Origin of the sequence: Xanthomonas translucens pv. cerealis (assembly GCF_006838285.1) — a bacterium.
Lineage (GTDB): Bacteria > Pseudomonadota > Gammaproteobacteria > Xanthomonadales > Xanthomonadaceae > Xanthomonas_A > Xanthomonas_A cerealis.
On the sequence record NZ_CP038228.1, the window covers coordinates 159,433 to 185,423 of the forward strand.

Sequence of the window (25,991 nt, forward strand, 5' to 3'; positions counted from 1 at the left end):
GATGAAACGACTCACCGGCATCGGCGCGGGCGAATACGCGCGTCGGCGCAAACAGTTGATGGACATGGCCGGCGACCACGCCATCCTGGTGTTGCCGAGCGCACCGGAGCGGGTGCGCAGCCACGACACCCATTACCCGTACCGGCAGGATTCGGACTTCTGGTACCTGTGCGGTTTCCCCGAGCCGGAAGCGGTGCTGGTGTTGGTGCCGGGCCGCAAGCACGGCGAGACGCTGCTGTTCTGCCGCGAGCGCGATCCCGAGCGCGAGGCCTGGGACGGTCCGCGGGAAGGCCAGGACGGCGCGGTGGAACGCTACGGCATGGACGATGCGTATCCGATCGAGGACCTCGACGAGATCCTGCCGGGCCTGCTGGAAGGCCGCTCGCGGGTGTACTACCACTTCGGCCGCGATGTGGATTTCGACCTCAAGCTGATCGGCTGGGTCAATCGGGTGCGCGCCCAGATGCGGCATGGCGCGGAGCCGCCGCACGAGTTCCTGGAACTGGGCCATCTGCTGCATGAGCAGCGCCTGTTCAAGTCGCGCGACGAGATCGCGCTGATGCAGGTCGCCGCCGACCTCAGCGTGGCCGCGCATCGCGCGGCGATGCGGCTGGCGCGGCCGGGCATCCATGAGTACCAGTTGCAGGCCGAGATCGAACGCGAGTTCCGCGCCGGCGACGCCTGGCCGGCCTACGGCAGCATCGTCGGTAGCGGCGCCAACGCGTGCGTGCTGCACTACCGCGCCAACGCCGCGCGCCTGCGCGACGGCGAGCTGGTGCTCGTCGACGCCGGCGCCGAGTACCGCGGCTATGCCGCCGACATCACCCGGACCTTCCCGGTGAGCGGCCGCTTCAGCGCCGAGCAGCGCGCGCTGCACGATCTGGTCGGCGCGGCGCATGCGGCGGCGCTGGCGCAGGCGCGGCCGGGCGTGGCCTACGAGGCCGGGCACCTGGCGGCGGTGCAGACCCTCACCGAAGGCTTGCTGCGGCTGGGCCTGCTCAAGGGCACGCTGGAACAGAACCTGGCCGATGGCGGCTACCAGCGCTTCTACCGGCACAAGACCGGGCACTGGCTCGGCCTGGACGTGCACGACGTCGGCGACTACAAGCTGGCCGGCGCGTCGCGTCTGCTGGAGCCGGGCATGGTCTTCACCATCGAGCCGGGCCTGTACATCGCGCCCGACGACAAGGCGGTCCACGCGAAGTGGCGCGGTATCGGCATCCGCACCGAAGACGACGTGCTGATCACCGACGACGGCCACCGCGTACTGACCGCGGCGCTGGCGCGCAGCACCGAGGAGATCGAGGGGTTAATGGCTGGCAATAGGAAATAGGAAAAGCGGCAGGCTGTGCGTGACATGGATGGCCGTAAGCGGAACCTCATGTGATCGCGCTCGCTCTTGCGATTTCCGGTTCCCAAAGGGCTGGCCGCGACCTCCGTTGCGGAGGCCGTTGCGCTAAGCGGCAAAACACGCTGGCCAGGGTCGGGTTCTCCGTATCGCTGGCGGTGCAGGCCACTTCGTCCCCGATGTAGATGCCGCGGTCCCTGTCGATGCTGGCGGTGTGGCCGCCCTGCTTCGCCTCGTCCAGCAGCATGTCGATGAAGTACACACCCGGTTCGCGAGTTGGCGTGAATCTTCTGCTGAGCCTGGGCGGCATTGGCGGTGGCCGTGCGGTGGCACAGGCCGACCTGGAGCAGAGGCTGGCGGCCTGGGCCGCCTGGCCGTGGTCAAGGCCATCGCCCAGGCGCACGGCGGTGATGCAACCTGCCGGCCCTCGGGCACGGGTGGCACCGCCTTGCTGCTGCGCTGGCCGCTGCCGGCTAGCGAACCGGTGCCGCTGCCGGGCGCGTGATTCGCGGCAAGCCGTGGTCGCCAGGCGTCGCAGCTCAGGGCGTCGGAGTGCCGCTCTCGCCGGCTGGTGCGGGCGCAGGCGCCGCGCCCTTCGTCCGCCACGGCAGCATGCGCGCGAGCACGTCATCGCGGCGCACCCAGTGGTGGAACAGCGCCGCGGCGATGTGCAGCGCAACGACCAGCCACGCGATCCATTTGCCGATGAAATGATGCACGACATCGATGGGCGCTTCGAACGCTTCCCAGCTCAGGGCGAAGCGCTGGCTGATCCACGCGAACAGCCGGGTCTCGTTGAATCCGGTGATTCGAAACAGGCCGAAGTCGGTGTCGGCGCCGGTGCCCACGTAGCCGGTCAGCGGCATGACGATCAGCAGGGCGTACAGACCCCAGTGCGCGGCATGCGCGAGCCGATGTTCCAGCGGCGATCCCGGCGGATCGTCCGGCTGCACGTCCAGCCACCGCCACAGCAGCCGCGGTAGCACCAGGAAGCCGACCAGCAGGCCGAGCACCCAATGGATGTTGAGCACCGGCAAGGACGCGTCGGAGGTATCGTCCATGAACCAGATGACGTAGTAGACGACAACGTAGGCGCCGATGAACGCGGCGGCGGTGGTCCAGTGGAACAGCTTGGCGACGAAGCCGAAGCGATTTGCGGTAGTGCGCCATTGCATGAGAGGAACTCCTGGTAGCGATCGTTCAGCGGGCGAGCAGGCTGCCTAGCAGCCGTTCCAGGCCGTCCAGCGCGTCGGCCAGGCGCGCCTGCTGGTCGCCTTCCGGTTCGGCGATCCAGAACGAGGCTTCGGTGATGGCGCCGTAGAGCATGCGGGCCATCACGCCCGCATGCAGCGGCGCCACCGTGCCTGCGGCGATCAGGATTTCGAGCGAGGCCTGCAGTGCGCCGATCCCCACCGACTGTGCGGTCGGCGGGATGTCGCCGAACACGGCGCGTGCATCCTGCAAAATGATGCGGCGGATCTCCGGCTCCAGCGCCAGTTCCAGATAGGTGCGGCAGCGGCGGCGAAACCCTTCCCACGGGGAGGGTGCCGCGTCCGACACGGCCTGCAGGCGTGCGCCGACCTCAACCTCGATCTGCTCGATGACCGCGGTCAGCAGGCCTTCCTTGCTGGCGAAGTGATGGTAGAGCGCGCCGCGGGTCATGCCCGCCGCGGCAGTGAAATTGTCCATCGAGGTGTGCGCGAAACCCTGCGTAGCGAACGCATGCCGCGCCGTCGCCAGTAATTTGGCCCGGGTTTGTTCGACCATCTCGGTGCGGGAGCGGCGGCGTTGCATCGGGGGCGTCCAGCTCGCATACGCAGTGTATGTTATTTGCATGCGCCACGTATGTCAAAGCGGCCGCGCGCATGCCGCTGGTGGACCGGAAGCGGCGATTCAACGTCGCCAGGATGCGCGCTGATCCGTGGCGCTGCGTGCCGCTTGCCATTGGCGGCAGGGCTTTGGCGGCAGGCGTTGTTGCTATTTCCGAATCCCTGCGGCCGTCAGGTCGCCAAAGCCGCAAACGCCGGCCGGGTCAGGTTCTGCGGATCGCCGTCGGTGCAGGCCACTTCGTCTTCGATGCGGATGCCGCCGTAGGGCGCGAACTGCGCCACGCGCTCCCAGTCCACGCTGGCGGCGTGGCCGGACGTCTTCACTTCGTCCAGCAGCATGTCGATGAAGTACACGCCCGGTTCGATCGTCACCACCATGCCCGGTTCGAGCACGCGGGTCATGCGCAGGTAGGGATGGCCGGCAGGGCGCTCGATGCGGCCGCCGCGGTCGTTGGCAGCGAAGCCGGCCACGTCGTGCACCTGCAGGCCGATCGGATGGCCGAGGCCGTGCGGGAAGAACGCGGCGCTGACGCCGGTGGCCAGCGCGGCTTCCGGCGATACGGTGATCACGCCGAAGTCCTTGAGCACGCCCATCAGCGCCAGGTGCGCGTCGAGGTGCAACTGCTTGTAGTCAACGCCGGCGCGCACGCTTTGGCCCATGCGGATTTGCGCGGCGTCGATGGCGTCGATCAGCGCCTGGAATTCGCTGCCGGTGTCGGCGGCGTAGCTGCGGGTGATGTCGCTGGCGTAGCCGTGCGCGGAAGCGCCGGCATCGATCAGGAAACTGCGCCGCTGCGCCGGTGCCTGCCGCTCCAGTTCGGTGTAGTGCAACACTGCGCCGTGCTCGTTCAGCGCAATGATGTTGCCGTAAGGCAGCTCGTTGGCGTCCTGGCCGACTGCACTGCAATACGCCATGTGGATCTCGAACTCGCTGCGGCCGTCGCGGAACGCGGCTTCGGCGGCGCGGTGGCCGTGCACCGCCAGCTGCTGCGCCTGGCGCAGCAGCGCCAGTTCGTAGTCGGTCTTGTAGGCGCGGTGGTATTCCAGGTATTGCACCACCGCCTCCGGATTGTTCGGCACGTAGTCGCCCAGCGCGCTCTGCGCTTCGCCGAGTATCGCGCAACGCGCGGCCGGTCCCGGCAGCAGCGCCAGCGCTTGTGCCGGCGTGCGGATGATGTGGATGTCGCAATGCTCGACCCACCAGCCGTTGGGTGCGGCCGGCATCACGTGCCAGTAGTCGCGCGGCTGGTGGAAGATCAGTTGCGGACGGCGCCCCGGGGTGTGCACCAGCCAGCTGTTCGGCACCCGGGTCAGCGGCAGCCAGGCCTTGAACTGCGGATTCACCGCATAGGGGTAATCGCGATCATCGAATACTTGGTAGTGCGGGCTGCCGCTGGGTACGAGCAGATGCTCGAAGCCGCCGCGCGCCAGCGCGGTGTCGGCGCGTTGCGCCAGCGTGCGCAAGTGCGCGGTGTACAGGGCGCTGGGGTCTTGCTGGATCATGGCGGCAGCTCGGTCGGCGATGCGGGAACGCAGGCGCCAAGTTTGCCGCAAACGACGCGAGCGTGTTGACGCACCGCGCGCCTACGCATGGCATGCGTAGGCGCGCGGTGCGTAGGCGTCGCCGGGAAGCGGCAACCGTTGCCAAGCCTACCGGAGCTTGTTCTTCTATGTTGTGCAGGCGATGGAAACTGGAGCGGCTTCAGCCACGACGAGCGGAGTGGTGGATTTTCCGAACGGGCATGCGTCGGGACTGAAGTCCCTCCCACAAGAGGCCTCGCAGCTCGGCGGCGTCGGTGGAATCCTTGTGCGACTTCAGTCGCGACGAGCGCAGCGGCGGGCCGTCCGGCTTCGGAAGTTGTCGCGGCTGAAGCCGCTCCTACAGCGGCGCCAGCGATGCTGCCAGCGCGCTAGCCGGCTGGCCCGGCATTGATCCATTGCCGCAGCAGGTCGCGATGCGCAGGCGAGATGGTCAGGAAGCGGAAGCCGGCCCAGGCCTGCCCCGGCGCCTGCGCGCATTCGCTCCACAGCAGGTGCACGCCGATGTCGATCTGCACTTCGCGGCCCGCCTGCGGCATCGCGAAGCGCAGTTGGTACAGCGCGTCTTCGTGCAGTGGCACGCAGGCCAGCAGCAGCATGCCGCTTTCGGAGACGTTGCCGAGCCGGCCGACCACCGCGTCTTGCATGATGTCCAGCACCGGCACCATGTCCGGGACCTGGCGGCGCGGCGCGCGGCGGGCTTCGGCGATCATGCGTCCTCCAGGGGGGCGGCGGGCGCGGGCGCGCCGGCCAGGGTGCGCAGCGCGCGCACGGTGGCGTGCCAGGCGCGGTCGATCAGGCGCGCACGGTTCTCGCTGACGATCCGCGCCTGGCCTTGCGCCAGCAAGCGCGACAGCGCGTCCAGCGAGTACTCGGCGGCCTTGTGCCCGCGCTGGTTGACGAACAGCGCGCGGTCGGTGATCGGGCTGTACCAGGACAGGCGCTGTCGTTTCAGGTTGCCCTGCTGGTTGGTCACGAATTCGAACCAGGTGCCGAACGGCAGCCCGCGCAGCCGTGTGTAGGCCGCCTGCTCGGCCTCAGTGCGCTGCGCCTGCAGCGGCCGCTCGTCGTCCTCGCCCTGGTCGCCGAGGCGGGTGCGCGCCTTGAGCCTGACGCTGAGTTCGGTACGCGAGGTCAGCGCGTCGTCGCCGCCCGGCGTGGACAGGCGCCGCGCGATCGCCTCGGCCTCGTCCTGGTGGTAACCCACTTGCAGCAAGGCGCTGCGCACTTCGTCGGCCAGTTGCGGGTCGGACCCGCCGCCGCCGCTGCGGCAGGTGATCTCGGCGATGCATTGGCTCAGCTGCTTGCGCTCGCGCCAGGCATCGGAGTCCTCGCCCTGGCGCAGTAGGGTCAGGGTCAGTACGTCGGACCAGGCCTGTCGCAGCAGCGCTTGCACGAACTTGGGCGGCTGCCAGGTCCGGCACAGCGCCTCCAGCGTGGCGCTGGCCAGGTCCTTGGCCACCTCAAGCCGCTCCTTGCCGCGCGCGGCCTCGATGTGGCGGCGCTCGGCGATCTCGGCCTTGTGCGCCATGGTGCGGTACTGCGCCTGGATGTCCTGGTGCGCCTGTTCAAACACCTGCTCGTCGCCTTCGTACTCCTCGAGCACCCGGTCCACGCTCTGGTTGAGCTTGAGCAGCAGCTGCGGATCGCTGTCCTCTTCGCTTAGCCAGGCGGCGCCGGACTCGGCCACCGTATTGAGCAGCTCGCGCGCCGGATGCTGGTTGCGCACGAAGAACGCGCTGTCCTGCAGCGCGGCGCGCACCAGCGGCACCTGCAGGCGCTCCAGCAGGCCGGCGGCCGGCGCATCGCTGTGCACTTCGCGTTCGATTTCCGCGTACAGCAGGCCGAGCAGGTCGAAGGTGTCGGCATCCTGCGGCGCCAGCGCCGCCTGCGGGCCATGTTCGGCGCGCAGCGTGGCCAACAGCGCCGCCTGCACGTCGCGCACCTGGCGGCGCCCGCGCAGGCCGGCCAGCGTGCTGTGCGCCGGCGGTTGCGCTTGCAGTTCGCCCAAGGCCTGCAGCAGCGAGGCGGTTGGCATGGCGGCGGCCGCGTGAGTGGATGCGGCCGCGACGCCGCTGGCCGCGGTGGAAGCGGCGCCAGTTGCCATGGCGCCCGCGGTACGGCCGCGCGCGGCAGCGAGCAGTTGCCGCAGTGCGGCCAGGTCGGGCGCTGCCGAAGTGGTGGTATCCGCCGTGCGTGCCGGCGCAGCGTTCGGAGCGGCGGCTGCGCCGCCAGTGGCGGCGGGATCGGGTCCGGACCAGCCGCTCGGCGCCGCCTGCCCGGACCATCCGGTGGCCAGGCGCGCAGCGGGCGCCGGCCGTGCCGCGCCACGGCTGCGGGAGGCCGCATCGGGGGGACTCGTCGGCCGCGCCACGTAGGGCAGGTAGACCAGCCCGGGCAGCACGCCGGCATGCGCCAGCAAAACGTTGGCGCGTTCCACGATCTCGCCGTAGCGGACCAGCGCCTGGCGCTCGAAGGCGCGGTACAGGGTCAGTTGCGCGTCCAGCCCCAGCTGCAGTGCCTCGCCGGCCTCGCGCAGGATCCGGCACAGCAGGTGCGGTCCCAGCGGCGTGTGTTCGGCCTCGAACGCCGGCCGCGCGGCGAGTACGCCGAAACGCTGGCCGAGCAGTTGCAGTGGGGTGCTGGCCCGTGCCGCTTCGCGCCGGGCGATATCGTGCAGCACGATGTCGCGGTCGATGTCCACGTCGGCGACCAGGGTCAGCATCTGCATCGACGCGCTGGCCTTGTCCTGGCGCAGCGGGCCGCGCGGGGCGGGTGGCAGCCGCAGCGTGGCCAGGGCCGCTTCCAGTTGCGCCTTGTAGAACGGCGCGAAGCGCGCGCGGCGCGCGCGCAGGCCCTGCAGTTCCTGGTAGACGTTCTGCTGCAGCTGGCTGTTGCGGGCGTGCTCGGCCTGCTCGAACAGCGCGCGCTCCAGCTCGGCCAGGGTCGATTGCAGCGGGGCCTCCAGCGACTGCCACAGCAAGGCCTGCAGCGCTTCCAGGATGTCGCGCACACGCGTGGGCAGCGTGGCGCTGGCGAGCGTCGCCGGGCTTGCCGACGGTGTGGCAGACAATGGCATCCTGTGATCGTGGTTTGATTTCAGGGTCCGGTATGTAACACGTTTCTAGAGGCGCAACCACGCCGACGCTGCGTTTCAGAGCATGAACAGGGTGACCACGTCGTTGGTGAAGCGCCGTCCCAGTTCGGTGGGAAGCACCTGTGCGGACGTCACATGCAGCCAGTCGCGGGCCTGCGCCTGGGCCAGGGCGGGGGCGATCGCCTCCGGCGCCAGGCCGGTGCGTGCGGTGAAGTCGCGCAGCGCGAAGCCCTGGTTCAGGCGCAGCGCATTGAGCATGTACTCGAACGGGCGCCGCTCGGCGTCGATCCATTCGTCGCCGCCGATCGCCGCCGGCGTGCCGGCCGCGGCCAGGAATGCCTGCGGATGCTTGGCCTTCCAGCGGCGCAGGATGCTCTGCTCGGCGCCGGAGCTGATCTTGCCGTGGGCGCCGGCGCCGATGCCCAGGTAGTCGCCGAACTTCCAGTAGTTGAGGTTGTGCGCGCACTGGTAGCCGTCGCGGGCGTAGGCGCTGACTTCGTACTGGGCGTAGCCGGCGGCGGCCAGCAGCGCCTGGCAGCGCTCCTGCATGTCCCAGGCGGCGTCGTCCCCGGGAATGCCCTGCGGCGGGCGCGCGGCGAACACCGTGTTCGGTTCCAGGGTCAGCTGGTAGTGGCTGATGTGGGTGGGCTGCAGCGCCAGCGCGCGGGCGATGTCGGTTTCCGCGTCGGCCAGGGTCTGCTGCGGCAACGCGTACATCAGGTCCAGATTGAGGTTGGCGTAGCCGGCGTCCTGCGCCAGCTTCACCGCGCGCTCGGCGTCGGCGCTGTCGTGGATCCGCCCCAGGCGCTGCAGCGCGGCGTCGTCGAAGCTCTGGATGCCGAAGCTGAGCCGGTTGACTCCGGCCGCCAGATAGCGGTCGAAGCGGCCGTGCTCGGCGGTGCCCGGGTTGGTCTCCAGGGTGATTTCCAGGTTCGGCGCGAAGCGCAGGCGCGCGCTGGCCGCCTGCAGGAAGCGGTCGATCGCCTCGGCCGGGAACAGGCTGGGGGTGCCGCCGCCGAAGAACACGGTCTGCACGGTGCGGCCCCAGACCAGCGGCAGGTCCTGGTCCAGGTCGCGGATCAGCGCGTCCACGTAGTCGTCGAACGGCAGCGCGCCCTTGGCCGCATGCGAATTGAAGTCGCAGTACGGGCATTTGCGCACGCACCAGGGCAGGTGCACGTACAGCGACAGCGGGGGCGGGATCAGCGGCGGCATCAGGCGGACAGTGTAGGGCGGTGTGCTGGCGCGGCGGCGTGTGCGCGCCGCTGTGGCGGGGGCTGCGTCTTGAAAGAGACCGGTGGCGCCGGCGCAGCGGCCGCTACAGCGACGCCAGCCGCTGTTTCAGCAACGCCAGCGCCTGGCCGCGGTGGCTGATCCGGTTCTTCAGCGCCAGCGGCATCTGCGCCGCACTCTGGCCGTGCGCGGAGTCGAAGAACACCGGATCGTAGCCGTGGCCGCCGTCGCCGGCGCGCGCGTGCAGGATGCGGCCGCGCCAGCTGCCTTCCACCAGCAGCGGTTGCGGATCTTCGGCATGCCGCAGCAGCACCAGCACGCAGTAGAAATGCGCGGTGCGCTGCGCGTCGGGCACGTCGCGCAATGCGTGCAGCAGCTTGTCGATGTTGGCCGCGGCATTGCCGTGTTCGCCGGCGTAGCGCGCCGAATACAGCCCGGGCGCGCCGCGCAGCGCGTCCACGCAGATCCCCGAGTCGTCGGCCAGCGCCGGCAGGCCGGTGACCTGGGCGGCGTGGCGCGCCTTCAGCAGCGCGTTCTCGATGAAGGTCAGGCCGGTTTCGTCGGCATCGCGCACGCCGAGCGTGGACTGCGCGACCAATTCGACGCCGGCGCCGTCGAGCAGCGCATGCAGTTCTTCGAGCTTGCCGGCATTGCTGCTGGCCAGGACCAGTTTCATGGCTTGGGCTCCGGCACCAGCAGGGTGACCCGGGCGATGCGCTGGTTCATTGCGCCAGGGCGGCGCGCTGCGCCGCCAGCAGTTCGGCGATGCCGCGCTCGGCCAGGCCGAGCAGCGCATCCAGTTCGTCGCGGCGGAACGCATGGCCCTCGGCGGTGCCCTGCAGCTCGATGAAGCCGCCGCCGTCGTTCATCACCACGTTCATGTCGGTGTCGCAGTCGCTGTCCTCGGCGTAGTCCAGGTCCAGCACTGGCGTGCCGCGGTAGACGCCGACCGAGACCGCGGCGATCGCGCCGAGCACCACCGGCTTCTTCAGGTCGCCGCGCTTCTGCAGCCAGTTCACCGCGTCCATCAGCGCCACGTAGGCGCCGGTGATGGCGGCGGTGCGGGTGCCTCCGTCGGCCTGCAGCACGTCGCAGTCCAGGGTGATGGTGCGTTCGCCCAGCGCGTTGCGGTCTACGCAGGCGCGCAGCGCGCGACCGATCAGGCGCTGGATCTCCAGCGTGCGCCCGCCCTGCTTGCCGCGCGCGGCTTCGCGGTCGGAGCGCGAGTGGGTGGCGCGCGGCAGCATGCCGTATTCGGCGGTGACCCAGCCTTCGCCCTTGCCGCGCAGGAAGCCGGGTACGCGGTTCTCGACGCTGGCGGTGCACAGCACGCGGGTGTCGCCGAAGCTGACCAGCACCGAGCCTTCGGCGTGGCGGGTGAAGGCGCGTTCGATGCGCACCGGGCGCAGCTGATCGGCCGTGCGGCCACTGGGACGGGAAAAGGACATGGGGTTGGATCCGGAGGTGGCGTGAGGGCCGGCCGCGGCAGCGGGCCGGGCCGGCGGGGCGCTAGGGTACCATTCGCGCTTTGCACGCACCGGAACACCGCATGATCCGCAGCATGACCGCCTTCGCCGGCGCCGAGCGCATCACTCCCTGGGGCACACTGGGCTGCGAACTGCGCTCGGTCAACCACCGTTTCCTGGAAATGGGCGTACGTCTGCCTGAGGAACTGCGTGCGCTGGAGCCGCAGTTGCGCGAACGCCTGGCGGCCCGCGCCAACCGCGGCAAGCTGGACCTGATGCTGCGCCTGCGCGCGCCCGACGCCACGCAGACGCTGGCGCTGAACGAGCCGCTGGTCGAACAGCTGGCGGTGCTGGCGCAGCGGCTCGGCGCGCGCTTCCCGCAACTGCAGGTGCAGTTCGCCGACCTGCTGCAGCTGCCCGGCGTACTGCAGGGCCAGGCGGTCGATCCGGCCGCGTTGCAGGCACCGGCGCTGGAGCTGCTGGACGAGGTGCTGGCCGAGTTCGTCGCCGCGCGCGAGCGCGAGGGCGGCAAGCTGGCCGCGGCGATCGTCGAGCGGGTCGATGCGGTCGAGCGCATCGCCGCCGAGGTGAAGCAACTGATCCCGGCCATCCGCGACGGCCAGCGCGCCAAGCTTGCCGCGCGCCTGGCCGACCTGCCGCATCCGGTCGATCCGGGCCGCGCCGAGCAGGAGCTGGTGCTGTGGCTGCAGAAACTCGATGTGGACGAAGAGCTGGACCGGCTCGACAGCCACATCAAGGAGATCCGCCGCGTGCTGCGCCAGCCCGAGCCGGCCGGCCGGCGCCTGGACTTCCTGTTGCAGGAATTCAACCGCGAGGCCAACACCCTGGGGTCCAAGTCGGTGGACAGCCGCACCTCCAATGCGGCGGTGGAGCTGAAGGTGCTGATCGACCAGATCCGCGAGCAGGTGCAGAATCTCGAGTAGCCGCGAACAGGCAATCGGGAATGGGCAATGGCCAAAGCGGTTACGATTCACCCGCGGCCCTGCTTGGCCCTTTTCCCATTCCCCATTCCCGGTTCTCCATTTCCACTCACATGCGCGGCACTCTCTACATCGTTGCGGCGCCTTCCGGCGCCGGCAAGAGCAGCATCGTCAACGCCACCCTGGCGCGCGATCCGCAGATCGCCCTGTCGATCTCGTTCACCTCGCGCGCGCCGCGGCCCGGCGAGCGCCATGCCGAGCACTACCACTTCGTGTCCGCCGACGAATTCCAAGGCATGATCGATGCCGGCGACTTCTTCGAGTACGCCCGTGTCCACGGCGACTGGAAGGGCACCGCGCGGCAATCGGTGGAGCCGCAGCTGGCCGCCGGCCGCGACGTGCTGCTGGAGATCGACTGGCAGGGCGCGCGCCAGGTGCGGGCCAAGGTGCCCGATGCGGTCAGCGTGTTCATCCTGCCGCCGTCGCGCGCGGCGCTGGAGCAGCGCATGCGCAAGCGCGGCCAGGACAGCGAGGCGGTGATCGCGCAGCGGCTGGCCGCGGCGCGCGAGGAGATGTCGCACTACGCCGACTTCGACTACGTGATCGTCAACGAGGACTTCGACACCGCGGTGGACGAGATATGCGCGATCTTCGTCGCCAGCCGCCTGCGCCGCCTGCCGCAGCAGCAACGCCACGCCGGACTGATCCAGGCGCTGCTGCAGGATCAGCCAACTGGCTGATTCCAAAGGAAACTGAATGGTGGGCGGTTGATTTTGGCCGGTTCGCGCCCTACAATCTCTGCCCTTTCCCTCATTCGAACGCGCGGCCGTCGCTGGCCCGCCGGGAGCCCGCATGGCCCGCATCACCGTAGAAGATTGCCTGGAAGTCGTTAACAACCGTTTCGAGCTGGTCATGATGGCGTCCAAGCGCGCCCGCCAGCTGGCCAACGGCGTGCAGGCCACCCTCGACAACACCGAATCGGCCGACAAGCCGACGGTGCTGGCGCTGCGCGAGATCGCCGCGCGCAAGATCGACAACGCGCTGATCGACGAAGTCGAGAAATCCGAGCGCGAGCGTGCCGAGCGCGAAGCGCTGGAATGGGCCGCGGCTGAGGTCGTCGCCGACGAGGACATGTCCAAGAACGACGACTGATCGCGTCACCGCGCTCGAATCGTCTGCCGAACAGCCCGCATCCGCGGGCTGTTTCGTTTTTCGGGTTTGCCGTCCTTGCGCCGCTGGCATAGTCTTCGCGCATGAACCCAGGCCCTTCCGCCCAGGTCGCCACCGCCACGCCGTCGCCGGCCGGCGAGGCGATCCCCGATTACGTCCTGCACCTCGAGCGTAGCGCCAGCTATCTGCCGGCCGAGCAGATCCCGCTGTTGCGGCGCGCGTGGCAGGTGGGCGCGGCCGCGCATGCCGGGCAGACCCGCAAGTCGGGAGAACCCTACATCACCCATCCGGTGGCGGTGGCCGGCGTGCTGGCCGAACTCGGCCTGGACGTGGAGGCGCTGATCGCCGCGATCCTGCACGACACCATCGAAGACACGCCGCTGACTCGCGCCGAACTGGCCGCCGAATTCGGCGAGGCGGTCGCCGAACTGGTGGATGGCGTCACCAAGCTGGACAAGCTGAAGTTCCGCGACCGCCAAGAAGCGGCGGCCGAGAGCTTCCGCAAGATGTTGCTGGCGATGTCGCGCGACCTGCGCGTGATCATGATCAAGCTCGCCGACCGGCTGCACAACATGCGTACGCTCGGCGCGCAGAGCGGCGAGGCGCGCAGCCGCATCGCCCGCGAGACGCTGGAGATCTATGCGCCGATCGCGCAGCGCCTGGGCATGAGCCTGATGAAGTCCGAGCTGCAGAACCTAGGCTTCCGCGCCTTGCATCCGTGGCGCCACGCGATCATCGAAAAGCACATCCGCAGCCAGCCGGTGGTGCGCCGCGAGTCGATGGCGCAGGTGGAAGTGCAGCTGTCGCAGCGGCTGGCCAAGGAGGGGCTGGAGCACCGCCTGGTGAGCCGGATCAAGACCCCGTGGAGCATCTACAACAAGATGCGCGACGAGAACAAATCCTTCGACCAGGTGATGGACGTGTTCGGCTTCCGCCTGGTGGTGCGTGGGGTGCCGGACTGCTACCACGCGCTGGGCGCGGTGCACGCCACGTTCAAGCCGCTGGACGCGCGTTTCCGCGACTTCATCGCCATTCCCAAGGCCAACGGCTACCAGTCGCTGCACACGGTGCTGTTCGGCCCCTACGGCTCGCCGATCGAAGTGCAGATCCGCACCGAGGAAATGGACCTGATCGCCGAACGCGGCGTTGCCGCGCACTGGACCTACAAGTTCGGCGGCGACTCGCCCAACAGCGCGCAGAGCCGCGCACATACGTGGATCGTTGAGCTGATCGAATCGCAGCGCGCCGCCGGATCGTCGCTGGAATTCCTGGACAACGTCAAGGTCGATCTGTTCCCTGACGAGGTCTACCTGTTCACGCCGAAGGGCAAGATCCTCGCGCTGCCACGCAATTCCACCGCGCTGGATTTCGCCTACGCGGTGCACACCGACGTCGGCAACCGTGCCGTGGCCTCGCGGGTGGACAAGAAGCTGGTGCCGCTGCGCACCAAGCTGGTCAGCGGGCAGACCGTGGAAGTGATCATCGCACGCTCGGCCACGCCCAAGCCGCAGTGGCTGGAGTTCGTGGTCAGCAGCAAGGCGCGCACCGCGATCCGCCACCAGCTCAAGCAGCTCGAGCACGAGGATGCGGTGCAGCTCGGCCACCGCATGCTCGACCGCGCGCTGGAGGCGATGGACAGCGCGCTGGAGCGGCTGCCCAAGGGGCGCCTGGACGCGTTCCTCAGCGAGCACCGTTATCCGCGCCTGGAAGCACTGCTGGCCGATATCGCGCTGGGCAACTGGATGCCGAACCAGGCCGCGCAGGCGCTGATGGCCTATGCGGAACTGCGCGGTGGCGGCCACTCCAAGCATTCGCAGGAAAAGATCCTGATCAACGGCACCGAGCGCGGCGTGGTCAGCTTCGCCAACTGCTGCCAGCCGATTCCCGGCGACGAGATCATGGGCTACCACACCGCCGGCAAGGGCATCGTCGTGCACCGGCTGGATTGCCCGAACCTGGCCGAACTGCGCAAGTCGCCCGAGCGCTGGGTGCCGATCGGCTGGGACACCAGCGTCATCGGCGACTACGACACCGCGCTGGTGGTGGATGTGGAGAACCGCACCGGCGTGCTGGCGCAGCTGGCCGCGGCGATCGCGCAGAGCCAGTCCAACATCGAGCGCGTGGACTACCTGGACCGCGACTTCAACGCCGCGGTGCTGCGCTTCAACATCCAGGTGCGCGACCGCAATCACTTGGCCGAGGTGATGCGCCGCTTGCGGCGGCTGACGGCGGTGCAGAGCGTGCGGCGGCAGTAGTTGGGCCGGGACTTGGAACTCGGGATTTTCGCAAGTTCGGCGTATGTGTGCTTTTTTGTCGGAAGGGCTTCAGTCCCGACGCGCTTGCCAAGCACGTGATCTGGCGGCGGCTGACCAATCGTGGCGTGTCTATGCCGAAAGAGTCATAACACGCTTAATCAAAAGCCCCCCTTTCTCAAGGGGGCGGGATATAGAGCAGCCCGAAAGAAAAGGCCAAGCCCAGACCAAGTGCTAGCAGCGTGGCCACGCTGAGCGTCACAGGATACGACCATTTGGAGAAGAAGTACTGACTACGCTGAATCGTCCGAAGGATTCCGATTGGCACCAATGCGTAGATCACACATGACGCGATGAAGTACCAATTGAACGTGTGCGAAGAGTGCTCCGCCTCCCCCAATGACTCGCCGACCTGACAAAGGATGACTCCCCCAACAAGCGACAGAAAAGCCCGTATCGCGAGAGCATTTTTCAGTTTGGTCTGGGTATTCATATGATCAATTCGTTAGGAGATGTATCTCGCACACAGCTCCGCTGGGAGTGTAGCTGCAGGCCACCATGTAACTCGTGTTTACTGTCACGTTGCTCGGTCCATTCCAGCGAACGCCCAGGTCGGAAATATGGTCAATCATCTCCGTCCCAGCACCCTGAGCCGCAGGCGTATTGGGATAGACATAGTTTCGTGTTCCGCCTTCCTCGCCAGTGACATCTTTTATTGTTTCGGGAATTGCATTGCCTACAGCGTCTATCGCAGATCCCTTTGCGTAGTAATAGTCTTTGGACGACGGATTCCATTCGACTCTGAAAAACGACCCGTCTCGGAATTGAATGTTATCAATAATTTTAATGGGCGTCTGGATGTACCCCAGGCTGATGGCGCTTGTAAAGCTTGAGATTGCTACTCGCATTCGCTCTCTGAAATACCAGAATGGCCCCAGATTGTTCATACTCAACGCAGCTTTGGCCGCAGCGTCTCGGTAGGCAGGTGTCGTCACGGCATCCATGGCGGTCATTGGCCGCGTCCCATCAGCCTGAGCAGTGACCTTGGCGACGGCCACGGTCTTGGCTACAGAGGCAGGAATAGAGAAGCTTTCTGGAACTTGTAGATTGCCAATGACGGTTGGGGAGCCGCCGTTCTTGTCGTATAAAGCAAGGCTGGCAGTCAAGCCGTTCTTCTCATCAGGCGTCAACATGACTTCCTTGACGATTAATTGCCCCGCAGAGATCGTGAGCCTCGGATCTGACGACACACGAAGGTAGTCTGCGGCAGGAGCAGACATCGGAACTGTGTGCCCATCACCCGATACAACCATGTGGTACATGGTTCGGTTCCTGAAGTCCCAGAGATAGTGACTTCCGATGCCGAGTTCACGCGACATGGTCTGCTTCTTCCCTGGGTTGCAGTCATTACAGATTACTGCAGCCGCATGAGCTGAAGACGAGAAAGCGAAAGCCCCCGCGAAAACCGTCGTGATCGCGTACTTCTTCACTGTGCACTCCTTGTGCTTAGCAATGGAGCATGATTGCCCCATGACCGAGTCTGGGCGATTGGCTGGCGAATCGCAATGTCCCCAGGCGGTGGTGGCCCGAGTAAAATACCCACCCATTCTTCCGTTGGAGCCGCCATGTCCCGCCAGATCATCCACACCGAGCAGGCGCCGGCCGCGATCGGTCCGTATTCGCAGGCGGTGCGCGCCGGCAACACGGTGTATTTCTCCGGGCAGATCCCGCTGGATCCCGCCACCGGCGAGGTCGTGCCCGGCGATGTCGGCGTGCAGGCGCGCCGCGCCTTCGACAACCTCAAGGCGGTGGCCGAGGCGGCTGGCGGTTCGCTCGACCGGATCGTGCGGCTGGGCCTGTACCTGACCGATCTGTCCCAGTTCGCCCAGGTCAATGCGGTGATGCAGGACTATTTCCAGGCGCCATTCCCCGCACGTTCCACCGTCGAAGTGTCTGCGCTGCCGAAAGGCGTGGGCTTCGAGGTCGATGCGGTGATGGTGCTCGACTGACCGTCGCCCGTGCCGCGCGTGCAGGTTCCGGCGCCGGCGCTGTCGGCGGCAGGCCAGGCGCCGTTGTCGGCGCTGCCGGGCGTCGGCCCGAAGGTCGCCGAGAAGTTCGCCGCGCGCGGCCTGCTGACCCTGCAGGACCTGTGGCTGCACCTGCCACTGCGCTACGAAGACCGCACCCGGCTGACCCCGGTGGCGGCGCTGCAGCCGGGGATCCCGGCGCAGGTCGAGGTTCGGGTGGAGGCGGTGGATCGCGGCTTCCGCTACCGGCCGATGCTGCGCGTGGCGGTGGCCGACGACTCGCGCGCAACGCTGGTGCTGCGCTTCTTCCAGTTCCGCGCCGCGCAGGTGGCGCAGTTCGCGCTGGGCGCGCGGCTGCGTGCGTTCGGCACGCCCAAGCCCGGCCAGCACGGCCTGGAGATCGTGCATCCGAGCTACCAGATCCTCGGCGGCGATGAGGCCGCGGGCCTGGACGACAGCCTGGACCCGGTGTATCCGGCGGTCGAGGGCATCGGCCCGGCGACGCTGCGCAAGCTGATCGGGCAGGCGCTGGACCGTCTGCCCGACGAAGCGTCGCTGGAGCTGTTGCCGGCCGCGATGCTCGCCGAACTGGGCCTGCCGTCGCTGCGCAGCGCGCTGCTGATCGCGCACCGGCCGCCGCCGCAGGCCGATCTGGGCGCGCTCGCCGCCGGCCTGCATCCGGCGCAGCAGCGTCTTGCGCTGGAAGAACTGCTGGCCCATCACTTGAGTCTGCGCCGCCAGCGCATCGCCCTGCAGCGGCAACGTTCGCCGTCGCTGCGCGGGCGCGGCTTGCTGGCCAAGCGCCTGCAGCAGTCGCTCCCGTTCCAGCTCACCGGCGCGCAGCAGCGGGTGTTCGCGCAGATCCGCGCCGACCTGGAAAAGCCCTCGCCGATGCTGCGTCTGGTGCAGGGCGACGTCGGCAGCGGCAAGACCGTGGTCGCGGCGCTGGCGGCGATGCTGGCGGTGGACAAGGGCAAGCAGGCGGCGCTGGCGGCGCCGACCGAGCTGCTCGCCGAACAGCACCTTGCGAACCTGCGCGCCTGGCTGCAGCCGCTGGGCATCCGCGTCGCCTGGCTGGCCGGCAAGGTCACCGGCAAGGCGCGTGCCGCGGTGCTGGCGCAGATCGCTTCGGGCGAGGCGCAAGTCGTGGTCGGCACGCATGCACTGATGCAGGCGGCGGTGGCCTTCCACGACCTGGCCCTGGCCATCGTCGACGAGCAGCACCGCTTCGGCGTGCACCAGCGCCTGGCGCTGCGCGACAAGGGCGCCAGCGGCGCCGGCGTGCCGCACCAACTGGTGATGACCGCCACGCCGATCCCGCGCACGCTGGCGATGGCCGCCTATGCCGATCTGGACGTGTCTGCGATCGACGAATTGCCGCCCGGACGCACCCCGGTGCAGACCATCGTGCTCAGCGCCGAGCGCCGCCCGGAGCTGGTGCAGCGCATCCGCGTGGCCTGCGCCGAAGGCCGCCAGGCGTACTGGGTGTGCACCCTGATCGACGAAGCCGAAGGCGGCGACAAGCCGGCGCTGGGGCAGGGCGGCGGTGCCGGCAACCGCATCGACGCCAGCGCCGCGCAGGCCACCTACGACGCCTTGTCGGCGCAGCTGCCGGAGCTGAAGGTGGGCCTGGTGCACGGACGCATGAAGGGCGCCGAGAAGCAGGCGGCGATGCGCGCGTTCAAGCAGGGCGAGATCGACCTGCTGGTCGCCACCACGGTCATCGAAGTCGGCGTCGACGTGCCCAACGCCTCGCTGATGATCATCGAGAACGCCGAGCGCCTGGGTCTGGCGCAGTTGCACCAGCTGCGCGGCCGGGTCGGACGCGGCGCGGCCGCGTCGAGCTGCGTACTGATGTACCAGGCGCCGCTGTCGGCGATGGCGCGGCAGCGGCTGCAGACCATGCGCCAGACCAACGACGGCTTCCTCATCGCCGAGAAGGACCTGGAACTGCGCGGTCCCGGCGAACTGCTCGGCACCCGCCAGACCGGCCTGGCCGCGTTCCGCGTGGCCGACCTGGCGCGCGACGCCGGCCTGCTGCCGCGGGTGCAGGCGCTGGCCGAACGGCTGTTGGCCGAGTCGCCGGGGCTGGCCGATCGCATCATCGCGCGTTGGGTGGGCGGCGCGGCGCGGTTTGCGGCGGCTTAGGTGGAGCCGGGACTCGGGACTACCGAGTCCCGAGCTTCCAACTCCCCCGCTGCAATGCCAGACTCGGCGGACGAACGGACCAATGAAGAATCCCGCATGCGCGACAAGATTCCCCTGCTGATCGATACCGATCCCGGCGTGGACGATGCCCTGGCCCTGCTGATGGCTTTTGCCGACGACCGTCACGACGTGGTCGGGCTGACCATCGCCGCCGGCAACGTCGGCTTGCAGCACACCGTGCGCAATGCGCTGAAGCTGTGCGAGGTGGCCGGGCGCGAGGACGTGCCGGTGTTCGCCGGCTGCGCCGATCCGTTGCTGCATCCGGCGGTGGACGCCGCCCATGTACACGGCGTGGACGGTTTCGGCGATGTCGGCCTGGTGCCGGCGGTGTGCGCCGCGCAGGGCGAGCACGCGGCCCTGGCGATCCTGCGCCTGTCGCACCAGCACGCCGGCGCGCTGCTGCTGGTCGCGCTCGGTCCGCTGACCAACATCGCGCTGGCGCTGAAGCTGGATCCGACCCTGCCGCAGCGGGTAAGCCGTTTCGTGGTGATGGGCGGGGCGATCACCTGCCACGGCAACATCACCCCGGCCGCCGAGTTCAACATCGCTTTCGACCCGGAAGCGGCACACATCGTGTTTTCCGGGTTCCCGCATATCGAGGTCGCCGACTGGGAGGCCACCGTCGCGCATGGCCTGCCGCATCGCGAGGTCGAGCAGTGGCTGGCCGCGGACACCGACAAGGCGCGCTTCTACGAGGCGATCTCGCGCAAGACCCGGCGGCGGTCGGAGGATTCGCGCGGCGCGCACTGGTACGCCGCCGATGCGCTGGCGATGGCCTGGGCGCTGCAACCCGAGGCCGCGCTGGAGGTGCAGTCGCGGCCGCTGCAGGTCGAACTGGCCGGGGTCCACAGTCGCGGCGCCACCGTGGTGGACTGGAACCGCCGGCTCGGCCTGGCCGACAACGCGGCCATGCTGATCCGCTACGACCAGGCCCGCTTCCAGGCGCTGGCGCGCGCGGCGGTTGGCGCCTGCTGAACCGGGTATCGCGGCCGTCTGCGCGGGCGGCAGCGCCTGGAGCGCTGCGTCGGCACAGCGCATCCTGGTGGCGTGAATTCCGCAAAAGTTCTCCTTGCGCGAAGGCCGGGTGAGTTGCTATAGTTTTCCTCTTGTCCAGCAGCCCCCTACGGTGCGAGCCCATGAAGGCCGACATCCATCCCAAGTATCACAACGTCGTGTTTCAAGACGTCACCTCCGATTTCAAGATCCTGACCCGTTCGACCATGTCCTCGAAGGATAAGGTCAAGTGGGAGGACGGCGAAGAATATCCGCTGATCAAGGTCGAAATCTCTTCGGCTTCCCATGTGTTCTACACGGGCAATAACAAGAGGACGGACACCAGCGGCCGCATCGACAAGTTCCAGAGGCGCTACGCGCGCTGATCGAACGGTCGAAGTGGTAAAAGAAGGCCGCGCCCCGCGCGGCTTTTTTTGTCCTCCCCGATGCATTGCTTCCCGGCTGTCGCAGCCGGCGTAAATTCTCCTGTCCTGGCGGCGGCGAGGGTGCAGCGCCGTGTCGCCACCGCACCGGCGCGCGACCGCTTCAGTCCGAGCGACGACTCAAATGTTGCTGTGCGATAATGGCGAAATCCGTGGTAATTGCCGTGGACTTCCTTCACGCGTCTGTTCCCAAAGTACGGACAGGCGCCTTCCACTGAGGAGCGCACACTGTGTCCGATCTTGATCAGGTCACGCTGAATGCCGGCGACAAGTCGGTCGTTCTGCCGGTACTCAAACCCACCTTGGGCAACGATTGCGTCGACATTTCCAAGTTGACCAAAGAAACCGGTCTGTTCACCTACGACTCGGGCTTCACCGCGACCGCCAGCTGCAAGTCGGCGATCACCTACATCGACGGCGACAACGGCGTGCTGCTGTACCGCGGCTACCCGATCGAGCAGCTTGCCGAGAAGTCCAACTTCCTCGAAGTGGCTTATCTGCTGATGAACGGCGAGCTGCCCACCGCCGACGAGTTCAAGACCTTCGACCACGAAGTGACGCATCACACGATGATGCACGAGTCGCTGAAGAATTTCCTCGGCGGCTTCCGTCACGATGCGCATCCGATGGCGATGATGGCCGGCAGCGTTGCCTCGCTCTCGGCGTTCTACCACGACACGCTGGACCTCGACGATCCGGAACAGCGGCGCCTGGCCGCGATCCGCCTGATCGCCAAGGTGCCGACCATCGCCGCCGCGGCGCACCGCTATTCGATCGGCTGGCCGATCCGCTACCCGCGCAACAATCTCGGCTACGTCGAGCGTTTCCTGCACATGATGTTCGAAGTGCCGAGCGAGCAGCTGGAGATGAACCCGGTCGTGGCCAAGGCCCTGGACCTGCTGTTCATCCTGCATGCCGACCATGAGCAGAACGCCTCGACCTCGACCGTGCGTCTGGTCGGTTCCACCGGCGCCAATCCGTATGCTTCCGTCGCCGCGGGCATCACCGCGCTGTGGGGTCCGGCGCACGGCGGCGCCAACGAAGCCGTGCTGAAGATGCTGGAAGAGATCGGCACCGCCGACAACGTCGAGAGCGCCGTGGCCAAGGCCAAGGACAAGAACTCGAGCTTCCGTCTCATGGGCTTCGGCCACCGCGTGTACAAGAACTTCGATCCGCGCGCCAAGATCATCCGCGAAATGACCCATAAGGTGCTGGGCGAACTGGGCGTCAACGATCCGCTGCTGGAAGTTGCCCTGAAGCTGGAAGAGGCGGCGCTGAAGGACGACTACTTCGTGCAGCGCAAGCTGTACCCGAACGTCGACTTCTACTCGGGCATCATCTACAAGGCGTTGAACATTCCGGTGGAGATGTTCACGGTGATGTTCGCCATCGCGCGCACCGCTGGTTGGGTATCGCATTGGCTGGAGCAGCAGGTCGATCCGGAAATGAAGATCGGCCGTCCGCGCCAGATCTACACCGGCTACGACAAGCGCGACTACAAGGCCGACGGCCAGCGCTGAGCCCGCTGCCGCTGCGCTGTGGCAATCGAACGTCCCGCTTCGCGGGGCGTTTTTTTATGGGCGGGACCGTGATGCGGCGGCCAGTCTGGCTGCGGTAGCAAGGCCCGGCGTGGCGCGCTTGATGGCGATGGCCATCCGCTGTTGTGTGTCCTCTACAACCGCGTGCATGGTTCTAGGTAGGAAAGGCTTCAGCCCCCGGAGGCTTTCGAAGTCCGATATCTTGCCGTTGCCAGTGTCGCGGTTGAAACCGCTCCTACAAAGAGGCTAGCGATTGGTCGGCTAAGTACGCTGTGAGAGGGACTGCAGTCCCCACGCTTTCCTCGCGACCGCCGTGACGCTGGCATGGATCGGAATCCAGCACCGAGAAGCCCGCTAATGATCGACCGGCATGTCGATCTGCGCCACCAGCGCCTGGCTGTCGGTGTCATGCATGCGCGTGATGCCGTCGAGTTCCAGCAGCGCGTAGAAGGCATTGACGACGATGGAGTCGGGCGCAATGGCGGGCATGCCGCGGGGCCGTTGGCGCGAAAGCATCGGTGCGCTGAGCGCGGCGCAGGCGGGTGCTCAGCGGCACGGCCGGTCGGTGGCGATGTCTTGTTCGGTCAGCAACTGCCGCAGCTGGCTTTCCGATGCGCGCCGCATCGGCTTCTCGTCGATCTGCGACAGCGGCGCCTGGCGCAGCGCATCGTAGGGCAGCACGGTCAGGTCGAAGGCCAGCTCCTCGGCGGCGAACAGCCACACCGGGAAGTCCTCGCTGCGTTCGCGGTCCAGACGCAGCCGGCGCGTGCGCGATTCGGCCGGGATCCGGTGTTCCTCGAGGAAGCGCGCGACCGCGTCGGCGTCGTCGCTGTGCAGGTGCAGTTGTACCGGACTATTGGCATCGGCGGTGCCGTCGTGCACCGCGCCGACCAGGCGCGGCGCGAAGCCGCGCAGGAAGTCCATCGCGCGCAACGCGGCCTCGCGGCGCAGGCGCAGACCGCCGGCGTGGTCGGGTCCGGCGAACAGGCGTTGGTATTCGCGCAGCGCATCCTCGATCTCGCGGTTGCGCGGCAGCGAGGCGTCGTCATGGATGCCGAGCCGCTCTGCAGCCTTCAGCTTGGCCTGGTGGAAGTCGCGGAAGCCGCCTTCGGCCATCAGCCGCGCGGCTTCGTGGGCCAGCCGACGGCGGCGTTCGTGCGTGCGGGTCTGGGCATGTTGCCGAGCGTGGTGCATGGGGCCGCCTCCCTCAAAGCCTGCCCCGACTGTACAACAGCGCGATGACGCCGGCATGCAGCGCTGTCACGCGCCGGGCGAGGCTGCATTCCGACCGAATCGTCCGGCTACGCAGCGTCCGCCAGCCATCGCCGCCTCTGCCCCAGGACCCTCCGAGTGCCGAGTCCCCCGGTCCTGAGTCCCGAACGTCGGTCAGAAAATATCGAACGCCGCGTCGTCGGTCTTCTGGTCCTGCAGGCCGTAGTCGAACTCCTGGATGCGGTCCATGTCCTCGACCTTGACCCATTCGGTGGCGCCGTTGAGCGTGGCCTGGACCATGCCGGCCGGCGGATCGTTGCTGGCGAGCGGTTTGTCCTTCAGCGCCACGCGCATGTACTCGATCCAGATCGGCAGCGCCGCCTTGCCGCCGTACTCGCGGTAGCCGAGCGAGCGGAAGTCGTCGCGGCCGACCCACACGGTGGTCACATAGGGGCCGCCGAAGCCGGAGAACCAAGCGTCGCGGTGGTCGTTGGTGGAGCCGGTCTTGCCGCCGACGTCGGCGCGGCCAAGGACCTTGGCCGCAGTGCCGGTGCCGCGCTGGACCACGTCGCGCATCATCGAGACCAACTGGTAGGCGGTGCGCTCGTCGATCGCGCGCGGTGCCACCTTGGCCTGGGGATCGGTCGCCGGCGCGGTCTCGGCCGGGGTCGCGGCGGCGGTCGCCGTAGGCTTGGGCGGCGATGGCGGCGCGGCGCTGCCGAAGTTGAAACCGTCGACGACCTGACTGGCCGGGGTGGCGCTGCCGCCGACGCTGCCGCAACTGCGGCAGGCGGTGGGCGGGTGCTCCTGGAACAGCACGTTGCCGTCGCGGTCGGTGACCTTGTCGATCATCCAGGTGTCCACCCGCGAGCCGCCATTGACGAACACCGCATAGCCGCGCGCCATCGACAGCGGGGTCAGCGACGCGGTGCCCAGCGACATCGACAGGTTGGGCGGCAGTTCGGCCTCCTGGAAGCCGAACTGGCTGATGTACTTGCGCGCGAAGTCCACGCCGATGCTGTCGAGCAGGCGCACCGACACCAGGTTGCGCGACTGCACCAGCGCCTCGCGCAAGCGCATCGGGCCGCGGAAGCCGCCGCCGTCGTTCTGCGGCGACCAGGTCTTGCCGCGGCGATCGCGGAACACCACCGGCGCGTCGAGCACGATCGAGGCCGGGTTGAAGCCCTTCTCGAATGCGGCCGCGTACAGGAACGGCTTGAAGCTGGAGCCCGGCTGGCGCCGCGCCTGGGTGGCGCGGTTGAACTTGTTGCCGGCATAGCTGAAGCCGCCGACCAGGGCGCGCAGCGCGCCGTTGTTGGCGTCCAGCGAGACCAGCGCCGACTGCCCGCGCGGCAGCTGGGTGATTTCCCATTCGCCGGGTTTCTCGCCGGCCTGGATCCGCACCAGATCGCCGCGCTTGAGCAGGGCGGCCGGGCTGCGCCCGGTCCAGCGGCTGGACGCGACCGGCAGCACCAGTTCGCTCTTGTTGGCCAGCACCACCGTGGCGCTGCCGTCGCTGCCGGTGGCGGCGACGATGCTCGGCAGCATGCCGCCTTGCGCGTTGATCCCGGCCAGGTGGCTGGCCAGCGCGGCCGCGTCGGCATCGGCGGCGACGTCGAAATGCTTCTCCACGCCGTTCCAGCCGTGGCGGCGGTCGTAGATCACCAGGCCCTGGCGCACCGCATGGTTGGCCGCGGCCTGCAGCTCGGTATCGATGGTGGTGGTGACATGGTAGCCCTTGTCGAGCACGTCGCCGCCGAAGCGCGCGATCATTTCCTGGCGCACCAGCTCGGCCACGTAGGGCGACTCGACCTCGACCGGGCGCTCGTGCGGGGTCGCATGCATCGGCACCGCCTTGGCCGCGTCGGCCTCGGCCTGGCTGACGAAGCCCAGCGCGGCCATGCGGCTGAGCACGTAGTTGTCGCGGCGCTGCTTGGCGCGCTCGGGGTTGCTGATCGGGTTGCCGCTGGACGGGAACTTGGGGATGCTGGACAGCGAGGCCATCTCGTCCAGGCTCAGTTCGTTGAGCTTCTTGCCGTAGTAGTACTCGGCCGCGGCGGCGACGCCGTAGGCGCGGTTGCCGAAGAAGCTCTTGTTGAGGTACAGCTCGAAGATCTCGTCCTTGCTCAGCTCGGCCTCGATCTTGCGCGCTAGCAGGATCTCGGCCAGCTTGCGGGTATAGCTGTATTCCGAACTCAGGAAGAACTGGCGGGCGACCTGCTGGGTGATCGTCGAGCCGCCCGGCACGCGCTTGTCGCTGGTGGTGGCCAGCAGCCACACCGCCCGGGCGATGCCTTTGTAGTCGACTCCGCCGTGCTGGTAGAAGCGCGCGTCCTCGGTGGCCAGGAATGCCTGCTTCAGCCGTGCCGGCACGTCCTTCATGGTGATCGGATAGCGTCGGGTCTCGCCGAACAGGGCCATCAGCTTGCCGTCGCTGGCATAGACGTACATCGGCTCCTGCAGCTCCACCTGGCGCAGCGTCTGCACGTCGGGAAGCTTGGAGGACACGACATAATAGAGCCCGCCGGCGGCGGCGGCTCCGATCAGGGCGAGGACGAAAAAGGTAACCAGCGCCCAGCGCAGCCAACGACGAAAACGGGGCATCGAGAGAGATTCCGATTGCAGATTTCTTGGGCGCAGAGTATAGAGTACGCCGGGGAACGGCTGGGGCCGGTTCCGGGGATGCGACGGGTTT

23 protein-coding genes and 1 pseudogene are annotated in these 25,991 nt (G+C 67.9%); 10 read left to right on the forward strand and 14 right to left on the reverse strand.

Going from position 1 to position 25,991, the window contains the following annotated elements; translation table 11 throughout:
* Window position 1: 1 nt before the first annotated feature.
* On the forward strand, window positions 2-1,333 hold the full coding sequence (locus E4A48_RS00675; protein WP_142741691.1) for an aminopeptidase P N-terminal domain-containing protein: 1,332 nt from the start codon (window positions 2-4) through the stop codon (window positions 1,331-1,333).
* Window positions 1,334-1,481: 148 nt separating this feature from the next.
* Here E4A48_RS00675 and E4A48_RS21520 read toward each other — a convergent pair.
* The 9 genes and pseudogenes from E4A48_RS21520 to rph all read right to left on the reverse strand — a co-directional run.
* Window positions 1,482-1,670: pseudogene (locus tag E4A48_RS21520) on the reverse strand (Xaa-Pro dipeptidase); the annotation flags it as partial.
* Window positions 1,671-1,887: 217 nt separating this feature from the next.
* A complete protein-coding gene (locus E4A48_RS00690) occupies window positions 1,888-2,523 on the reverse strand; it encodes a cytochrome b (RefSeq protein WP_142741694.1) in 636 nt (211 codons plus the stop codon).
* 25 nt (window positions 2,524-2,548) lie between these two features.
* Window positions 2,549-3,142 (reverse strand): TetR/AcrR family transcriptional regulator, encoded by a 594-nt coding sequence (locus tag E4A48_RS00695; protein WP_058197052.1) that lies wholly within the window; start codon window positions 3,140-3,142, stop codon window positions 2,549-2,551.
* Window positions 3,143-3,348: 206 nt separating this feature from the next.
* Complete coding sequence (gene pepQ, locus E4A48_RS00700) at window positions 3,349-4,680, reverse strand: Xaa-Pro dipeptidase (RefSeq protein WP_142741695.1); 1,332 nt, start codon at window positions 4,678-4,680, stop codon at window positions 3,349-3,351.
* A gap of 407 nt (window positions 4,681-5,087) precedes the next feature.
* Window positions 5,088-5,429: a PilZ domain-containing protein gene (locus E4A48_RS00705; protein ID WP_039005898.1), complete on the reverse strand. Its 342-nt coding sequence runs from the start codon at window positions 5,427-5,429 to the stop codon at window positions 5,088-5,090.
* Window positions 5,426-7,795 (reverse strand): DUF1631 domain-containing protein, encoded by a 2,370-nt coding sequence (locus E4A48_RS00710; RefSeq protein ID WP_142741696.1) that lies wholly within the window; start codon window positions 7,793-7,795, stop codon window positions 5,426-5,428. The genes E4A48_RS00705 and E4A48_RS00710 overlap by 4 nt, the downstream gene beginning before the upstream one ends.
* A gap of 75 nt (window positions 7,796-7,870) precedes the next feature.
* Window positions 7,871-9,028 (reverse strand): radical SAM family heme chaperone HemW, encoded by a 1,158-nt coding sequence (hemW, locus tag E4A48_RS00715; RefSeq protein WP_142741697.1) that lies wholly within the window; start codon window positions 9,026-9,028, stop codon window positions 7,871-7,873.
* A gap of 103 nt (window positions 9,029-9,131) precedes the next feature.
* Complete coding sequence (rdgB, locus tag E4A48_RS00720) at window positions 9,132-9,722, reverse strand: RdgB/HAM1 family non-canonical purine NTP pyrophosphatase (protein WP_039005894.1); 591 nt, start codon at window positions 9,720-9,722, stop codon at window positions 9,132-9,134.
* Window positions 9,723-9,768: 46 nt separating this feature from the next.
* Window positions 9,769-10,494 (reverse strand): ribonuclease PH, encoded by a 726-nt coding sequence (gene rph, locus E4A48_RS00725; protein WP_003470803.1) that lies wholly within the window; start codon window positions 10,492-10,494, stop codon window positions 9,769-9,771.
* A 101-nt stretch (window positions 10,495-10,595) separates the two neighbouring features.
* Between rph and E4A48_RS00730 the strand changes: the two genes are divergently transcribed.
* From E4A48_RS00730 to E4A48_RS00745, 4 genes are all read left to right on the forward strand, one after another.
* Window positions 10,596-11,456, forward strand: coding sequence for a YicC/YloC family endoribonuclease (locus E4A48_RS00730; protein ID WP_142741698.1), 861 nt, complete (start codon window positions 10,596-10,598; stop codon window positions 11,454-11,456).
* A gap of 110 nt (window positions 11,457-11,566) precedes the next feature.
* Window positions 11,567-12,193 carry a guanylate kinase gene (gene gmk, locus E4A48_RS00735; protein WP_039005892.1) on the forward strand — a complete coding sequence of 209 codons (627 nt, stop codon included), beginning with the start codon at window positions 11,567-11,569 and terminating at the stop codon, window positions 12,191-12,193.
* A gap of 112 nt (window positions 12,194-12,305) precedes the next feature.
* Window positions 12,306-12,605 (forward strand): DNA-directed RNA polymerase subunit omega, encoded by a 300-nt coding sequence (gene rpoZ, locus E4A48_RS00740; protein ID WP_003470812.1) that lies wholly within the window; start codon window positions 12,306-12,308, stop codon window positions 12,603-12,605.
* A 101-nt stretch (window positions 12,606-12,706) separates the two neighbouring features.
* The gene (locus tag E4A48_RS00745; protein ID WP_039005890.1) at window positions 12,707-14,878 is read left to right on the forward strand and encodes a RelA/SpoT family protein; all 2,172 of its coding nucleotides are present in this window, start codon (window positions 12,707-12,709) and stop codon (window positions 14,876-14,878) included.
* 175 nt (window positions 14,879-15,053) lie between these two features.
* Here E4A48_RS00745 and E4A48_RS00750 read toward each other — a convergent pair whose 3' ends face one another.
* Together E4A48_RS00750 and E4A48_RS00755 are read right to left on the reverse strand one after the other, a co-directional pair.
* Entirely contained in the window at window positions 15,054-15,368 is a 315-nt protein-coding gene (locus tag E4A48_RS00750) for a hypothetical protein (protein ID WP_009578834.1), read from the reverse strand.
* A gap of 4 nt (window positions 15,369-15,372) precedes the next feature.
* Window positions 15,373-16,365 carry a hypothetical protein gene (locus E4A48_RS00755; protein WP_260608022.1) on the reverse strand — a complete coding sequence of 331 codons (993 nt, stop codon included), beginning with the start codon at window positions 16,363-16,365 and terminating at the stop codon, window positions 15,373-15,375.
* 135 nt (window positions 16,366-16,500) lie between these two features.
* Between E4A48_RS00755 and E4A48_RS00760 the strand changes: the two genes are divergently transcribed.
* From E4A48_RS00760 to E4A48_RS00780, 5 genes are all read left to right on the forward strand, one after another.
* Window positions 16,501-16,884 (forward strand): RidA family protein, encoded by a 384-nt coding sequence (locus tag E4A48_RS00760; RefSeq protein WP_047324552.1) that lies wholly within the window; start codon window positions 16,501-16,503, stop codon window positions 16,882-16,884.
* 9 nt (window positions 16,885-16,893) lie between these two features.
* Window positions 16,894-19,050, forward strand: a complete 2,157-nt coding sequence (gene recG / locus E4A48_RS00765) for an ATP-dependent DNA helicase RecG (protein ID WP_142741699.1) — start codon at window positions 16,894-16,896, stop codon at window positions 19,048-19,050.
* 96 nt (window positions 19,051-19,146) lie between these two features.
* Window positions 19,147-20,085, forward strand: a complete 939-nt coding sequence (locus E4A48_RS00770; protein ID WP_142741700.1) for a nucleoside hydrolase — start codon at window positions 19,147-19,149, stop codon at window positions 20,083-20,085.
* A gap of 161 nt (window positions 20,086-20,246) precedes the next feature.
* Window positions 20,247-20,489 (forward strand): type B 50S ribosomal protein L31, encoded by a 243-nt coding sequence (locus E4A48_RS00775; RefSeq protein WP_039005884.1) that lies wholly within the window; start codon window positions 20,247-20,249, stop codon window positions 20,487-20,489.
* Between the two features lie 287 nt (window positions 20,490-20,776).
* Entirely contained in the window at window positions 20,777-22,066 is a 1,290-nt protein-coding gene (locus tag E4A48_RS00780; protein ID WP_003477356.1) for a citrate synthase, read from the forward strand.
* A gap of 372 nt (window positions 22,067-22,438) precedes the next feature.
* Here the strand turns inward: E4A48_RS00780 and E4A48_RS20770 are convergent, their stop codons facing one another.
* From E4A48_RS20770 to E4A48_RS00790, 3 genes are all read right to left on the reverse strand, one after another.
* Complete coding sequence (locus E4A48_RS20770) at window positions 22,439-22,573, reverse strand: hypothetical protein (protein ID WP_256057770.1); 135 nt, start codon at window positions 22,571-22,573, stop codon at window positions 22,439-22,441.
* 57 nt (window positions 22,574-22,630) lie between these two features.
* The gene (locus tag E4A48_RS00785; RefSeq protein WP_058196294.1) at window positions 22,631-23,278 is read right to left on the reverse strand and encodes a hypothetical protein; all 648 of its coding nucleotides are present in this window, start codon (window positions 23,276-23,278) and stop codon (window positions 22,631-22,633) included.
* Window positions 23,279-23,470: 192 nt separating this feature from the next.
* Window positions 23,471-25,900 (reverse strand): penicillin-binding protein 1A, encoded by a 2,430-nt coding sequence (locus E4A48_RS00790; protein ID WP_142741701.1) that lies wholly within the window; start codon window positions 25,898-25,900, stop codon window positions 23,471-23,473.
* Window positions 25,901-25,991: the final 91 nt, after the last annotated feature.